At 41.7% G+C, this 14758-nt stretch carries 12 protein-coding genes; 5 read left to right on the top strand and 7 right to left on the bottom strand.

What is annotated here, in order from left to right; all coding sequences use genetic code 11:
* The 5 genes from ABID99_RS02200 to ABID99_RS02180 all read right to left on the bottom strand — a co-directional run bounded on the left by ABID99_RS02200 (position 1) and on the right by ABID99_RS02180 (position 6125).
* Complete coding sequence (locus ABID99_RS02200; RefSeq protein ID WP_373612711.1) at positions 1–3204, bottom strand: SusC/RagA family TonB-linked outer membrane protein; 3204 nt, start codon at positions 3202–3204, stop codon at positions 1–3.
* A gap of 578 nt (positions 3205–3782) precedes the next feature.
* Positions 3783–4055, bottom strand: a complete 273-nt coding sequence (locus tag ABID99_RS02195) for a cytochrome b5 domain-containing protein (protein ID WP_373612710.1) — start codon at positions 4053–4055, stop codon at positions 3783–3785.
* The gene (locus ABID99_RS02190; RefSeq protein ID WP_090528706.1) at positions 4052–4732 is read right to left on the bottom strand and encodes a lycopene cyclase domain-containing protein; all 681 of its coding nucleotides are present in this window, start codon (positions 4730–4732) and stop codon (positions 4052–4054) included. The genes ABID99_RS02195 and ABID99_RS02190 overlap by 4 nt, the downstream gene beginning before the upstream one ends.
* Entirely contained in the window at positions 4729–5274 is a 546-nt protein-coding gene (locus ABID99_RS02185; RefSeq protein WP_373612709.1) for a hypothetical protein, read from the bottom strand. The genes ABID99_RS02190 and ABID99_RS02185 overlap by 4 nt, the downstream gene beginning before the upstream one ends.
* Entirely contained in the window at positions 5274–6125 is an 852-nt protein-coding gene (locus tag ABID99_RS02180) for a phytoene/squalene synthase family protein (protein ID WP_373612708.1), read from the bottom strand. The genes ABID99_RS02185 and ABID99_RS02180 overlap by 1 nt, the downstream gene beginning before the upstream one ends.
* Positions 6126–6206: 81 nt before the next feature.
* On the opposite strand from ABID99_RS02180, the gene ABID99_RS02175 reads away from it, so the two are divergent.
* Together ABID99_RS02175 and ABID99_RS02170 are read left to right on the top strand one after the other, a co-directional pair.
* Positions 6207–7682, top strand: a complete 1476-nt coding sequence (locus ABID99_RS02175) for a phytoene desaturase family protein (protein ID WP_373612707.1) — start codon at positions 6207–6209, stop codon at positions 7680–7682.
* Positions 7683–7775: 93 nt separating this feature from the next.
* On the top strand, positions 7776–8384 hold the full coding sequence (locus tag ABID99_RS02170) for a helix-turn-helix domain-containing protein (RefSeq protein ID WP_373612706.1): 609 nt from the start codon (positions 7776–7778) through the stop codon (positions 8382–8384).
* Between the two features lie 86 nt (positions 8385–8470).
* Here ABID99_RS02170 and ABID99_RS02165 read toward each other — a convergent pair whose 3' ends face one another.
* Together ABID99_RS02165 and murB are read right to left on the bottom strand one after the other, a co-directional pair.
* On the bottom strand, positions 8471–9007 hold the full coding sequence (locus tag ABID99_RS02165; RefSeq protein ID WP_090528721.1) for an RNA polymerase sigma factor: 537 nt from the start codon (positions 9005–9007) through the stop codon (positions 8471–8473).
* Between the two features lie 263 nt (positions 9008–9270).
* On the bottom strand, positions 9271–10308 hold the full coding sequence (gene murB / locus ABID99_RS02160) for a UDP-N-acetylmuramate dehydrogenase (RefSeq protein WP_373615886.1): 1038 nt from the start codon (positions 10306–10308) through the stop codon (positions 9271–9273).
* A 286-nt stretch (positions 10309–10594) separates the two neighbouring features.
* Between murB and ABID99_RS02155 the strand changes: the two genes are divergently transcribed.
* From ABID99_RS02155 to recN, 3 genes are all read left to right on the top strand, one after another.
* Positions 10595–10972, top strand: a complete 378-nt coding sequence (locus tag ABID99_RS02155; protein ID WP_090528727.1) for a BlaI/MecI/CopY family transcriptional regulator — start codon at positions 10595–10597, stop codon at positions 10970–10972.
* Positions 10973–10977: 5 nt separating this feature from the next.
* Positions 10978–12975 carry a M56 family metallopeptidase gene (locus tag ABID99_RS02150; protein ID WP_373612704.1) on the top strand — a complete coding sequence of 666 codons (1998 nt, stop codon included), beginning with the start codon at positions 10978–10980 and terminating at the stop codon, positions 12973–12975.
* A gap of 87 nt (positions 12976–13062) precedes the next feature.
* Entirely contained in the window at positions 13063–14751 is a 1689-nt protein-coding gene (recN, locus tag ABID99_RS02145; RefSeq protein ID WP_373612703.1) for a DNA repair protein RecN, read from the top strand.
* The last annotated feature ends 7 nt before the right edge of the window (positions 14752–14758 follow it).

Raw genomic sequence — 14758 nt, 5'->3', positions numbered from 1 at the left:
TTAGAACGTTAACTTGATGTTAAACCCTAAGTTTCTGGTGTTTGGCAATTGGCCACCTTCATAGAAGGAAGTTTGCAATTGTGATGGATCAACTCCTTTTAGTTTAGAGTAGATCATCCATGGGTTTTGAGAAGTTATACCAAAATAAGCCGTCTGAAATGGCAATTTACCCAGCATCTTTTTAGGAAACGAATAACCCACACTAACCTCCCTCAGTTTCACATACGATGCGTCGTAAGTCCATTTTTCCCAAATCTGGCTATATGTTTGCTCATATAAAGCACGCGTATCTACATAAGTAGTATTAGGGGTTCCATCGGCATGTACTCCTGCAACCAGGGTACCACCACCCTCAGATACCGGGTTACGTACTGGGTTACCTTTTGCGTTGTTACCAACAGTTTCGATACCTAAACCTGAACCATTAAGATTTTGCTGAGTAACTGAAACAAATTTGCCGCCTTTTTGAAAATCAAGCGAAAACGCCAATACTACACCTTTGTAATTGAACGAGTTGGTAAAACCGCCTGTATAGCTTGGCAACATGCTGCCCAGATTAACGTTATCCTGCCTTAATGGCAAACCGTCTTCATCTACCACAATATTTCCTTTGTTATCACGAACAAAGCCCGAACCGATTATCTGACCATAAGATTGGCCGGGGAAACCATTGATACCAAAGCTTGGTGACCCTACAAAACCAAAGCCTTGTGTACCGGCAGCTTGGTTACCACCAGATAACGTGTAGCCGCCAGGGCCATCAGGAACAACCTTAACATTTGGTACGCCAGGATAAAGTGAAAGGATTTTGTTACGGTTAAACGAAAGATTGAAATCGGCATTCCAGGTAAAATCTTTTGATTTGATTGGAGTACCGCCAAGCGATATCTCAACGCCCCTGTTACGGATTGAGCCTGCGTTGATATACACTGTTGAATAACCGATAGTACCATTAACAGGTAAGGGTAGAATCTGGTCTTTTTGAGTACGTGTATAGTAGTTAAAATCAAATTTCACCCTGTCTTTAAGAAAATGTAACTCGGCACCAACTTCATAAGATGTTGAAAGCGAGGGCTTCAGGCTGGCGTTTGGTAAGCCGTTAGGTACGGTTTGAACCGGCGAATTTCCGTCGGTAGTAGGCCCGTAAGGTGTTAAGCTCAGGTTATATGTTTGATATATAGAATATAACGACGCATCCGATCCTAATTTAGCACCAGAAAGTCTTAATTTACCAAATGTCAGTATATCGTTTTTTGGCAGTAGTTCGGTAAATACAAACGAGCCTGATAAACCACCATACCAGTACGATTTATTGTTTACCGGCAATGTTGATGAAATATCATTACGGGCATTGAAATCAAGATAAAGGAAATCTTTATAGCCCAATGAAGTGTAACCGTAGTAGCTGTTTACCCGCGATAAAGCGTTGTAGCTGATTGAAGTAGGGGCATCCAACGAGTTTGATAAGGTGTAAAGGTCTGGGATAGCCAAACCACCGTTGGTGTTGCCACCTGTATACAGGTAACGATCCTGGCGTGTTTCGGCATATAAACCCGCTTTTACCGACAGATCTTTAAAATTGTGGCTGAATGATAAGTTTGCCACGTAATTATTTTCTTTGTAAGTGTATTGATTTTGTAAGTATGAATCGGTGTTAAGTGTGCCCGAGCCAATACGCCCATTATTATCGGCATTTAACAAATCCTCGCGGGCGATAAATGATAACGAGAGGTCCTTGGTAAATTGATAAGAAGCTGTTAAGTTACCAAAAACGCGGTTATTATTCGATTTTGAGGTATTTACATATGCCTCGGTGTATGGGTTATCCCAATAGTGCGGCGTCAAATCATCCGGGCCGCTAATATTCCAGGTAGTATAAGTACCGTCGGCCCTTCTGTAATTTTTAAGTTTATCAATCTCGATATCCCTGTGAAACCACTGGCTGAATGAACCTGCGGTTTGGGTGCCGTAGCCTTCAGAAGGTATGTTGTTTGAATTGATTTGCGAGAAGTTAATATTGGCGCTAACAGTAAATTTTTTAGTAAGCTTCAATTCGCCGTTCAGGCCAACGTTGTTACGTTTCTGATCGCTGTTTGGTGTAATACCCGTACGATCTATATTGGTGTATGATACCCTCAGGTTATAATCATCGGCAGCTTTTGAAAACGCTGCGTTAGTATTGTAGGTAACGCCTGTACGGTAAAAATCACGTACGTTATTTGGCTGGGGCACAAAAGGCTTCAATTTACCAAAATCCGGATTTGAAGGATCCCAGAAATACCAAGGGGCATATAGGGTGCCGTCCATTTTAGGACCCCAGCTTTCATCAACACCATAATCGTAAATCTTGGTGCCGTTAAATTTGGCATACGAAGCGGGCGAGCCCTTGTTTGGGTCGTAGGTGTAAGTATCCCATTTAAGATCAGTACCACCACCGTATTCATTTTGGTACTCAGGCAACTGGTACACTTTTTCGAAAGTAGTTGATTGATTGAAAGAAACGCCGACACCTTTGTTTACACCTTTTTTCAGGGTAATCACTACGGCTCCTTCAGATGCACGCTGGCCATAAAGTGCTGTAGCGGCAGGGCCCTTAAGTACTGTTAAAGACTCAATATCATCATTATTGACAGCATTTGGATCAGTAACAACACCGTTTACAACATAAATGGGATTAGCACCCGATAGCGAGTTTATACCACGAATACGGATAGTCGATGTACCGAACTTTGCACCCGAACCGCCTAAAACCTGTACGCCTGCAATTTTACCGGCAAGTGCGGTGTTAAGGTCAGATTGCTTGGTAACGGTAAGGTCGTCGCCTTTTACCTGCTGAGCAGCGTAGCCCAGTGATTTTTGCTGCCTTGAGATACCTAACGCGGTCACGATTACCTCGTTAAGGCCACGGGCTGATGCTTCTAAAACCACTTTCAGATTTGAAGCGTTACCAACAGGAACATCCTGTGTGGCATAGCCAATAAAACTAAATGATAAAACCGCGTTGTTTGGAACGTTGAGTGAAAATTTACCGTCGACGGTGGTTTGGGTACCGGTAGTTGTCCCTTTTATCTTCACCGATACACCCGGCAGAGGAAGGCCGTCCTCCTTGGCTGTTACCGTACCGGTAACAGTGTGATTTTGCGCAAAAAGCTGTGTTACAGCAAATACGAAACTGCACAAAATTAGTAGTAGTCGTTTTTTCATAGAAAAAATTTAGCTAATAGTTAAGGAAGCAAACTTAATAGCCAATGATAAAATAAAACAAATAATAAATGTAATATTTCTTTTACATGAATTTTTTTAACCACAGTGAAGGTTTTAGGAAATTATCAACAAGAAATTACCTTTGCTGTCGTTAATACCATATGGCCGTTAGATCCGGCCGGTAATAAGTCAGTTAATATTGTTAATTATAAGTTAGGAAAATGCGCGAGGCATTTTCCTAACTTGTTTTACAAGCTCTTGTAAATCAAAACACAATAAAGTTAACTGTTACGAGAAATCCAAAAGAAAAACTACAACCAACAGTTCCTTAAAACCTCTTTTTACAACAATAAATTGCACCATGCATAGCCCGTTGAAAAAGGCATGGCAGGAAGGAAAAAGCTTAATTTTTTCATACTTTTCGGCGAGAAACGGCCACGTAACAATATATTTACATGGTTTATTACAGAATATAGCTCATCAATCACGGCACTAAATGATTCAGGAGTGACAGAAAAGGGCGTCACACTTCAAAAATTATTCAAAAATGGTTTAGAACATTTTGTTTAAAAAGCATATCAGTCCTTGTCTTCTTCCCCAATGGAGAGGGTGGGGGTGATGAGGCGACCTACCTTTACAAATCTCTCAAATACGGTTTCGGTATGTGGTGCGTCGGCAAGTTCATCTGTCAAATCCTGTCCGGCCCAGTGCTCATAATGTTTCCCGTTTCGCCATAATCGGCTTTCAGTTACATCATAAATATCACCTTTATAGGCAACCCAGATCCGGGGTTTGTCCTGACCGTTGCGTAAGGCCAGCTGTGATTTGGTATATGTCGGCAACTCACTCATCGGCTTAACCTCTGTTGTTTAAAATATTCAAAGAACCCGATGTTCATGAGCAGTAAAGCCATCAGGTAAAAATGATCCTCAAATGGGATAGTGCCAACCCGCTTTCCCAGGTTTTCGGCATTGTTGTACAACACTATTGGGACAGAGGTTAATATGCCGTTTACTATATAAAATGGTAAAAGTGCTACAATATAAGCCAGGTAATAACGATTAACCCAATCGGCCTTAAAAACGTATTGAATCAACACCACAAGCAGTAGCAATAAGCCAAACGTAACCGCGGTATAAAGCCGGTCGTGATAAAATATCAGCATCAGGATACTCAGTAATATTACCATACTGCTTATAATACCGGTAAGCCTGAAAGGCATCAGCCATTTAACATAGTGATTAAGGCAGGCGTAAATAAATATACAGGCAAACGGTACCGTTAAAAAGAATAGTATTTCCTCTAAAGGCAAACCAAAAAACTTAACGCCAATGATGTATGCCGAATTGAACGACCAAACACCCCTGACGGTAAAAAGCACATCCCAAAACAAAAAAAACAAACCAGTAACGGCCATGCCGGGCCATATAAATTTCCAGCTTTTGTAAAACCGCACCCTTTTATCAAACGAAAGCACAACGGGAAAAAATACCGTTAGCAGGTTGATCAGTAAATAGGTGTATCTCACGTAAGTTCGGTTAAGTGTTTATTGAGCGCCTGGCTTTGGGCAGGAGTACATCTTTTTGAATGAAGAAGGAATTTGATAATCTGGATGGTTAATTCCTTATCAGCCGAGCCATAATTCTTTTTACCCAGTTGGGCTATGATATCGTCGGTATCCGCCGCGAGGTCTTTATTAAAACCTAAAATGGAAGGCACGTTGTGTTCAACAGAAAAGCGCATGAACCTGATCTCGATATTATGCGGATCGTCAATTAATGCCTGCTTAAATACCTTTTCTGATCTGTTAAGATATTTCAATTTTAAATATGGGTTCCAGGCATGCTTGGCTTTTAAGGCAAGCAGGCCGCCTATGAAACCATTGACAATACCACTCTTTTCTTTGATACCATTAAGATTATTATACAACGAATCGGTGGTTTTGCTTTTATCAATAGCAATGAGCATTTGCTTACGCAGCACTTTCAGATTGGGTTCCTCGGCTTTAGCCATTCGCAACCCGAATACTACTACCAATATACTGGCTATAAAAAAGATCTTCTTTAACATTAAATAACATTTAACTTTTGCTGCAGAACAGCTTTGATGTACAAACTCATTTTACGCGCATCAGAAACCCTGATACGTTTTTGTAGTATTACGTTTGCAGGAGTGTAACTTATTTTTTTAAACAACTGCAGGTAGTAAATATAGGCAATATAAACCCCAAGCCTGGTGCCAGCCGGCAGGCATTTTATTCCCTCAAATGCTTCGTCAAAATCGTGTTTAATTTCCGCCTCAATGGCAAGCTTATCCCGCTCGGTAAAATTATTGAAATCGATCCCCGGAAAGTATGTGCGCCCGCGTTCTGTATAATCTGCCTTAACATCCCGTAAAAAATTGATCTTTTGGAAAGCGGCACCCAGGCTTCGTGCCTTGGGTACAAGAGCCTGGTAAAGGGTATCATCATTGGTAAAAACACGCAGGCACATCATGCCGATAACCTCTGCCGAACCATAGATATAAGTTTGATAGCTGTCCTTATCATAGGCTTTGTTATCCAGATCCATTTCCATTGATCGCAGAAAAGCCCTGATCAATTCATGATCGATCTCAAACCGGTTAACTACCTGTTGAAAAGATTGAATTACAGGGTTAGTGCTGATCCTTTCTCTGATAGCCTTGAAAGTCTCTTCCTCAAACCTGCTGATCAGTTGCTGCTGGTTATACCCATGAAAGGTATCCACAATTTCATCGGCGTAGCGTACAAAGCCGTAGATGGCATAAATGGGATAACGAAAACTTTTATCGAAAGTTTTAATGCCGAGACTAAAGGAAGTGCTATATTTTTTAGTTATCAGTTTACTGCATTCAAAACAAGTTTCATCGTACAGGCTCATCATTGGCACTCGCGTGGTCATTTTTTCAAAAGTACAAATTCAAAGCGGTATTGTTTTTTATAGGCCTAAAACATTTTGCTTATCTTGGGCTTCACATTAAACATGAGCAGCAAGCATATTATTGTTATTGGTTCGGGCTTTGCTGGTTTATCGGCGGCCTGTGTTTTGGCTAAAGAAGGCTATAAAGTTACCATATTGGAAAAAAACGACCAGCCCGGCGGCCGTGCCAGGGTCTGGGAGCAGGATGGTTTCAGGTTTGATATGGGGCCAAGCTGGTACTGGATGCCCGACGTATTTGAAAACTTTTTTGCACTGTTCGGCAAAAAAACTTCCGATTATTACCAGTTAAAAAGATTGGATCCCGGCTACCGTATTTATTACAGCAAAAATGAAATATTTGATGTCCCCGCAGACATGATTGAGCTTGAAGCCCTGTTTGAACAAGCCGAACCTGGCAGTAGTAAAGCATTACAGGATTTCTTAAACCAGGCGGCATATAAATATAAAGTAGGCATGGGTGAGTACGTTTTCCGCCCCTCCCATTCCATCACCGAATTTATCGACTTTAACCTGATCAAAAAAAGCTTCAGCATGCAGCTGCTTACCAGTATGAGCAGCCATGTAAGCAAATATTTTAAAAACCCCAAACTAATTAAACTACTGGAATTCCCCGTGTTATTTTTAGGAGCCACCCCGCAAAATACCCCGGCCATGTATAGCATGATGAACTATGCCGACCTTGCCCTGGGCACCTGGTATCCCATGGGCGGTATGAACGAAATAGTAAAAGCTATGGTAAGCCTGGCTACCGAACTGGGAGTTGAGATCAGGCTCAATACAGAGGTTACAAAAATCAACATAGAAAATAAACAGGTTAATAAAATCCAAACCAATAATCGCGTGTTCACTGCCGATATGGTAATTGCAGGGGCAGATTATGAATATGTTGACCAGCATTTAATCGAGAAACCCCATCGTAACTATACTCCTAAATACTGGGATAACCGGACAATGTCGCCATCGAGTTTATTGTTCTATATCGGCACCAACAAAAAAGTGCCGGGCATACAGCATCATAATCTATTTTTTGACGAAGATTTTGAATTGCATGCCAAAGAGATCTATGCTGTGCCCCAATGGCCTACCAATCCGCTGTTCTATGTTTGCTGCAGTTCAAAAACGGATAACACGGTTGCCCCAGAAGGCGGCGAGAACCTGTTTTTCCTGATGCCGATAGCGCCGGGCTTAAATGATGACGAAACCATCCGCGAAAAATATTTCACCCTGATGATGGACAGGTTTGCTCAGATTACCGGGCATGACATGAGGGATTCGATTGTGGTGAAACGAAGCTATGCGCTTAATGATTTCAAGGTAGATTATCATTCATTTAAAGGCAATGCTTACGGGTTGGCAAATACACTTGCCCAAACTGCTTTTTTTAAACCCGCCATGCGGGCAAAACATATCAACAACCTGTTGTATACCGGCCAGCTTACTGTACCCGGGCCTGGTGTGCCACCGGCAATTATCTCAGGGCAGGTGGTAGCGAAGGAGGCATTGAAGAAGCTGGTGTAGTAGCAATAACAGCGATGTCGTAAACATGACGTAAACAAGTCGGCAATTAATATCTTTAGTCTGTTATACTTTTGTTCAGCAAAATATATCAATATGAAAACCTATAACCCCGGAAAAAAGATTAAGGAATTGCGCAACCGTAAAGGATTAAGCCAGGAAGAATTGGCTGAACAAGCCCAACTAAGTTTAAGAACCGTACAACGAATAGAAAACGATGAAACAGATGCAAGGGGTGATACACTTAAAAGACTGGCAACCGCGCTAAATATTACCCCTGAAGATTTAACAGAATTACCTTTCGAGCCGGCAGGAATTTTGAATTATGATAGCAGAAACTTCTTACTACAATTCAATTTATCAGCCTTAAGCTTCATTATATTCCCGATGTTAGGAATAGCATTGCCACTGGCCTTGTGGTTATCCAACAGGAAAAAAATTAAGGATATAGATAAACCTTGTAAACGGCTTATCAATTTTCAAATATCATGGTGTTTAGCTATCGTTTTAACAGCTATTGTTCTTTTTAACCACGAATTTTTTCATATTCCCTCATCTATATTGAACCTTGGCGCGGGCGAACTTATATTATTGAGTATGCCGTTGTTTTATGCTATAAACTTTATTTATATTGTTTTCAACAGCGTACTGGTATATAACACCCGGCAAATATTTTATCAGCCAGCTGTACCTTTTTTAAGATAACACAAACCCGTTAATAACCCGAGCTAAAACAAGAAACCCGCCTCATGGGCGGGTTTCCTATATATATGATGGAGTTTAATTGAACATTAATTCTCTGCGTAAACGGGTTTGGCGATGCCGTTATCATATGCCTTAAGGTTTTTCTTGAGCAGTTTGCGTGCTACGTGTATGCGGGTTTTTACCGTACCGATCGGGATATCCAGGTGATCGGCAATTTCATGGTATTTATGACCTTCAAAGTACATAGTGAAGGGTACATAATAATCTTCGGGCAGCCTGTCTAAAGCTTTTTTAATATCATCCATAACAAATTTGGCTTCGCCCTGGTTTTTGGTTGAACTGAATACCAGGTTTGGTGATGAAATTTCATCACTCTTGGTAACAAAAGTGCTCATTTTAACAAAACGGCGATAGTTGTTGATGAATGTGTTTTTCATGATGGTATATAACCATCCTTTTAAATTGGTGCCTTCCTTAAACTTGTTGTAGTAAGTTATGGCCTTCAACATTGTATCCTGGACAAGGTCGTTAGCATCGTCTGCGTCGTGCGTGAAATGTAAAGCGTATGATCTTAAAGAAGTCGCCTGACGTAGTACAAGGGTGTTAAACTCAATCTTTGTCATTTTGTTAAAGTTTTGTGTTAACAATTAGACAAGCATGATGCCATTAAGCTAAAGTGTGTAGTAAAAAGTCCACAATTAAACATCGGTATTGAAACTTATTCATTGTGTATCTTTAACACATTGAAAACAAATACAATACTGAAAAACAGAACGTTATGGATTTTTACGTCAGAGAATCAAACTTATTTAGGGAACATTTGTAACAGGAATGTTATTCAGAAGAAATTTTATTAAAAATGAAAATTCACTTTAAATAAAGTTATTTAACTAATAATATTAACCTCTCGTTGTAGTGTAACGCCAAATTTAGTGTACACACTGTCTATGATTTGCGACGAAAAGTTATACACTTCCTGCCCCGTAGCGCCTCCGTGGTTCACCAAAACCAGGGCCTGGTTCTTCCATGTTCCTGTGTGCCCCACGGTTTTTCCTTTCCATCCACATTGTTCTATAAGCCATCCGGCGGCCAGTTTTACGCCGCCATCAGCAGCAGGATAGTTTACCACATCAGGAAATTTAGCTTGCACCACAGCAAATTCTTCGGCACTGATCACCGGATTTTTAAAGAAGCTGCCCGCGTTTCCTATAGTTGACGGATCGGGTAATTTGGATACCCGGATATGCGCCACCACCTGCGATACATCTTTAATAGTAGGGTTTGAGATACCCCTGTTTTGTAATTCTTGCTCAATAGCCCCATATCTGGTGTTAATGCTTGCCACCAGCGATAAGTGGAACTTTACCGATACTATAATATACTGTTCTTTCAGTTCGGCTTTAAAAATGCTTTCGCGGTAACCAAATTTACAATCCTCTTTGCTGAAAGTTCTGAATGTTCCTGTCGCTATTTCAAAAGCGCGGCAACTGTGAAATACATCTTTAAGCTCAACGCCATAGGCGCCTATATTTTGTATAGGCGATGCCCCTACCGAACCCGGGATCAGGCTCAGATTTTCGACACCAGCATATTCATGCGCAACGCAATAATTAACCAGGTCATTCCATACCTCGCCACCACCTGCTTCTACATAAACATCATCGTGACTGATGCGGTGCTCAATACCGCGGATGTTCATGCGCACAACCAGTCCGTCAAAATCATCAACCATAAGCATATTGCTGCCGCCACCGAGTATTAGTCGCTCTGTTTGCTGCCACTGCGGATCGGCAAATAGCTCGGCAAGCTCATCTTCATGGGCAATTTCCACAAAGTAGCGGGCACGGGTATCAATACCGAAAGTGTTAAAATTTTTGAGGGATACGTTTTCCTGTATTTGCAGCATGGGTATTTGATGTCGGATTTCGGATGTTCGATTTCGGAGTTTCCAGCGCAAAAATAGTTAAAAGATGGTGATTGTTTGATTTTGGATTTTTCACAATTTAATTGTTCTTTCAACGGTGTTCAAGAGGGCTACGCCGTTTCGGATGTTCGATTTCGGATTTTGTCTGAACAGACAAACCTCTTTCCCAATCAACTACTCGCTACCCACCCAACCGTTAAAATTTGTTAAAAAATCACAAACCTCTTGCAAATACGAAATCTATCGTAGATATTTGTACGAAGAAATTCGTAATAAAGATAGACAGATGGAAATTAAACCAACAGAAAGCGAACTTGAAATTTTACAGGTGATCTGGAAAAAGGGCCGGTGCACCGTACGTGAAGTTCATGAAGAGCTTGCTAAAAACAAGGATGCCGGCTACACCACTACTTTAAAATTGATGCAGATCATGCATGATAAAGGAATGGTTGAGCGCGACACCACTTCAAAAACCCATGTTTACAAGGCTTTATTCACAATGGAGCAGGCCCAAAGCAACGCTCTGGACAAAATCTTGTCTACTGTATTTAAAGGCTCCACTTCCGATTTGGTGATCCAGGCGCTTGGCCAGCACCGCGCATCAAAAGACGAGATTGACGCTATTAAAAATTTTTTGAATCAATTTGATCAGGACAAAAAATAAACGTGATGGAAAATTTATTCTATAATATAAGCCAGGTGTTGGGCGTAACCATTCTGCAATCGTTATGGCAGGGTTTGTTAGTATGGTTTGCCTTAAGGTTAGTGTTTATTTGCAGGCCGCAGTTATCGGCCATTAAAAAGCACAATTGGGCCATGGGCGCCATGCTTGCCATAAGCGCCTGGTTTATATACACGTTTATCCATCAGTTCAGGCTGCATGAGTGGATCAATTATACATCCGCCAATGCACCATCTTTATTACCACGTTTCTACCTGCCTTTGCATGAAGTAGCAGCCAGACCGCAAAATAGTTATTACGAATACGTTATAAAAGGCTATCTGCCTTATATATCGGCCCTTTACTTTGCTGGTTTGGTATTTAACCTGCTTAAAGTGAGCTTAAGCTGGCAAAGGATCAGCCTGATAAAACGTACCATGGTACCTGCCGACAGGCTGCAGGACTTTGCTGATGAGCTTTGCCAAAAGCTGGGTATTGCTAAAAATGTGTGGGTGAACTTTAGCCGTATGGTTGACGCCCCTTGTATGATAGGCTTTTTAAGCCCTATTATTTTGTTGCCGATAACCCTTACTACATACTTATCAGCTACCGAGGTTGAAGCCATTTTACTACATGAGCTATCCCATATTAAACGTAACGATTACCTGCTGAACCTGGTGCAGCAATTTGTTTCCATACTGTTATTCTTCAATCCCTTTGCCCAATTAATTAATCGAATCATTAACCAGGAGCGCGAAAACAGCTGCGATGATCTGGTTGTGGCAACAACACAACAACCTTTGATCTATGCACATGCGCTTCTTAAACTGGAGCAAACCAGGCAGCAGCATTTACAGCTGGCCCTGGCTGCTAACGGCAAAAAATATCATTTATTAAACAGAATTGAACGCATCATGAAAACAAAGAAACCTATAGGCAATATCCGCCACCTGCTTGTGGCCATTGCTATAATGACTGCCGGCGTTAGCAGCATTGCCTGGCTAAACCCCACTATAAAAGATGGCAAGCTAACCGTTAAAAAGGTTACTGCCCCTGCCGCCTTACACGCCATATTTGTGGAAGATACCATACGTAAGGCGGCTCCTAAAACTAAAAAGCCCGTAACCTATAAAAAGAAAACCCAGGCCGAAATAGTTAGAGCTAAACAACGCCATGATAATTTTGACTATAGCGGCTTTAACGACCCTGATCTTGAAAAACTAAGCGCCGAAGTAAACAAACAAGGCGAGCTGATTGGTAAATACTACAACAGCAATGATTTCAAAAAGCAACAGGAAATGCTTGAAGCTAAAAGCAAAGCCCTGCAGGCCTATTATAATACTGAAGGCATGGAAAAAATGAAGCTGGAAATGCAAAAAATGGGCGAAGATTTTCAAAAGGAGTATGGCGAAACTTCCGAATCTAAAAAAACCAGCGAACAGATGGGTGAGATAGGCCGCAAGATCGGTGCTTATTACAGCAGTCCTGAGTTTAAAAAAATGAACGAAGAGCTGGAGAAAAAGTATGGCATTCCGCATAACCGCGGCTATAATAGCTATAATGACGACAGAGATCCTAATTACAAAAAGTACCAGGACGAGCTGCAAAGCAAGATCCCGGCTGATGTGAAGGCGCAAACAGAGCAGTTGAAAAACCTGGGCCAAAAAATCCGCAGCCGCTATGATTCGCCGGAGTTCATCGCTAAAAGAAACCGCATGCAGGCCATGGGCGATAGCATCAGGATGGCCTACAACAATCCTGACATGAAAAAACTACAGGAGGATGTGAGGGACATTGGCCGGCAAATGCGCGGCTTCCAGGATAGCCCTGAAATTAGAGCGGCACAACAACGGCTTAAAGAAGCCAGCAAAAAACTGCGGGACTACATGAAAAGCCCGGCCTTTAAGCAAAAAATGAAACTATACCGCGATAAAATGGATAAAGACTTTGATTATAAGTTTGACAACGACGATAAAGAGGAGATCAAAGCCGATACAGCTGACTAAATAAATTAGCAAAAAGCATTAAAAATATTTTTTAAAGAGCCTTAATTTGTAATTTAGTGTCCTCAATAAAATGAGGACACTTTTTTTATGCTTCAAAAGCTAACCATTAATAACTATGCGCTTATCGACAACCTGGAGATAGGTTTTAATAGCGGTCTGAACATATTAACCGGCGAAACCGGCGCAGGTAAATCGATCATATTGGGTGCCCTTTCACTTATTTTAGGACAGCGGGCCGAAAGTAAATACTTTTTCAACCAGCAGAAAAAATGCGTTATTGAGGGCACTTTCAAAATCAGCGGCTTTCATTTGGCCGATTTCTTTGAAGAAAACGATCTCGATTACGAAACGGAGACCGTGCTGCGCCGGGAGATCTCGGCCGATGGCAAATCTCGTGCTTTTGTGAACGATACCCCGGTTAACCTCTCAGCCCTGAAACAGTTGGGCGAAAAACTGATAGATATCCACTCGCAGCACGCTACATTGGAAATTAATGACCCGGATTTTCAATTGTTAGTAGTTGATTCGGTTGCGCGTCATTCAGATTTACTGTTTGATTATCAAACAAAATTCCGGGCCTATAAAAAATCATTGAGTAAGCTTAACCAATTGATTGCCGAAAGCGACAAGGCAAAAGCCGATCTGGATTATTTCCAGTTTCAGTTTGATGAGTTGGAAAAAGGTGCATTGGTTGCCGATGAACAGGAACATCTGGAACAGGAGCTCAACACCCTTAATAATGCAGAAGAAATTAAACGCAGCCTTTTAGGCGCTAATTATCTTTTACAGGACGGCGAGGCTGCCGCATTGATCCAGTTAAAAGAAGCTGGACAGGCTTTAGGTTCGATAGAAAAATACAATCCTGCTGTTGCCGAATTACATCAGCGTATCAATAGCATTATTATTGAACTTAAAGATATCGCCGCCGAAATTGAAGGCATCGAGCAGCATACTTTTATTGACGAAGCCCGTGCCGAAGAGGTGAACAACCGGTTAAGCATGATCTACAATCTGCAAAAAAAGCATCGGGTAAATACCATCGCCGAGCTATTGCAGATTCAGGAAGAATTATCAGACAAAGTGCAGCAAGCCCTTTTTGGTGACGAAGCTATCGAAAAACTGCAAAAACAAATTGCCGCCGATAAAGCCGAACTTGAAAAGCTGGCGACGCAGTTATCAGTCAACCGCAAAAAAGCTATCCCGGATATTGAGAAGCAGGTGTTGGCAACGCTGGCCGAAATGGGGATGGGAAACTCGAGTTTGAAGATTGAGCAGACGCCCCCCCCGCCCCCTAAAGGGGGAGCTACCGAGCAAGCTCCCTTACTTACTGCTACGGGGATCGACAACATTAAATTTTTGTTTTCGGCTAATAAGGGACATGCTTTGGCCGAGATGAGCAAAGTCGCCTCGGGTGGTGAGCTTTCGAGACTGATGCTGAGCATTAAATCTATCGTAGCGCAATACACAGCCCTGCCTACCATTATTTTTGATGAGATAGATACAGGCGTATCGGGCGAAGTTGCCAACAAGGTTGGGCAGATCATGGAGCGCTTAGCCCAAAACCTGCAGGTAATTACCATTACCCATTTGCCGCAAATTGCCAGCAAGGGCCAAAGCCATTATTTTGTTTATAAGGATGACAGCGAGGCGGCTACTTTTACCCGCATTAAACAGCTGAATAATGATGAACGGGTATTGGAAATTGCCAAAATGCTAAGCGGGGATAAGCCGGGTGAGAGTGCTTTGCAAAATGCGAGGGAACTGTTGAGCGTTTAGTCAAGTG

The organism is Mucilaginibacter sp. OAE612 (genome assembly GCF_041806395.1).
Lineage (GTDB): Bacteria > Bacteroidota > Bacteroidia > Sphingobacteriales > Sphingobacteriaceae > Mucilaginibacter > Mucilaginibacter rubeus.
Note: the sequence above shows the minus strand (reverse complement) of the source record. Positions and strands in the feature narration are given on the sequence as shown.

Coding starts and splice junctions, on each gene's coding strand:
- recN (WP_373612703.1), top strand. CDS start 13,063: ATGCTTCAAAAGCTAACCATTAATAACTATGCGCTTATCGACAACCTG.
- ABID99_RS02200 (WP_373612711.1), bottom strand. CDS start 3,204: ATGAAAAAACGACTACTACTAATTTTGTGCAGTTTCGTATTTGCTGTA.
- ABID99_RS02185 (WP_373612709.1), bottom strand. CDS start 5,274: ATGTTAAAGAAGATCTTTTTTATAGCCAGTATATTGGTAGTAGTATTC.
- ABID99_RS02150 (WP_373612704.1), top strand. CDS start 10,978: ATGGAAAATTTATTCTATAATATAAGCCAGGTGTTGGGCGTAACCATT.
- ABID99_RS02180 (WP_373612708.1), bottom strand. CDS start 6,125: ATGACCACGCGAGTGCCAATGATGAGCCTGTACGATGAAACTTGTTTT.
- ABID99_RS02155 (WP_090528727.1), top strand. CDS start 10,595: ATGGAAATTAAACCAACAGAAAGCGAACTTGAAATTTTACAGGTGATC.
- ABID99_RS02175 (WP_373612707.1), top strand. CDS start 6,207: ATGAGCAGCAAGCATATTATTGTTATTGGTTCGGGCTTTGCTGGTTTA.
- ABID99_RS02195 (WP_373612710.1), bottom strand. CDS start 4,055: ATGAGTGAGTTGCCGACATATACCAAATCACAGCTGGCCTTACGCAAC.
- ABID99_RS02165 (WP_090528721.1), bottom strand. CDS start 9,007: ATGACAAAGATTGAGTTTAACACCCTTGTACTACGTCAGGCGACTTCT.
- ABID99_RS02170 (WP_373612706.1), top strand. CDS start 7,776: ATGAAAACCTATAACCCCGGAAAAAAGATTAAGGAATTGCGCAACCGT.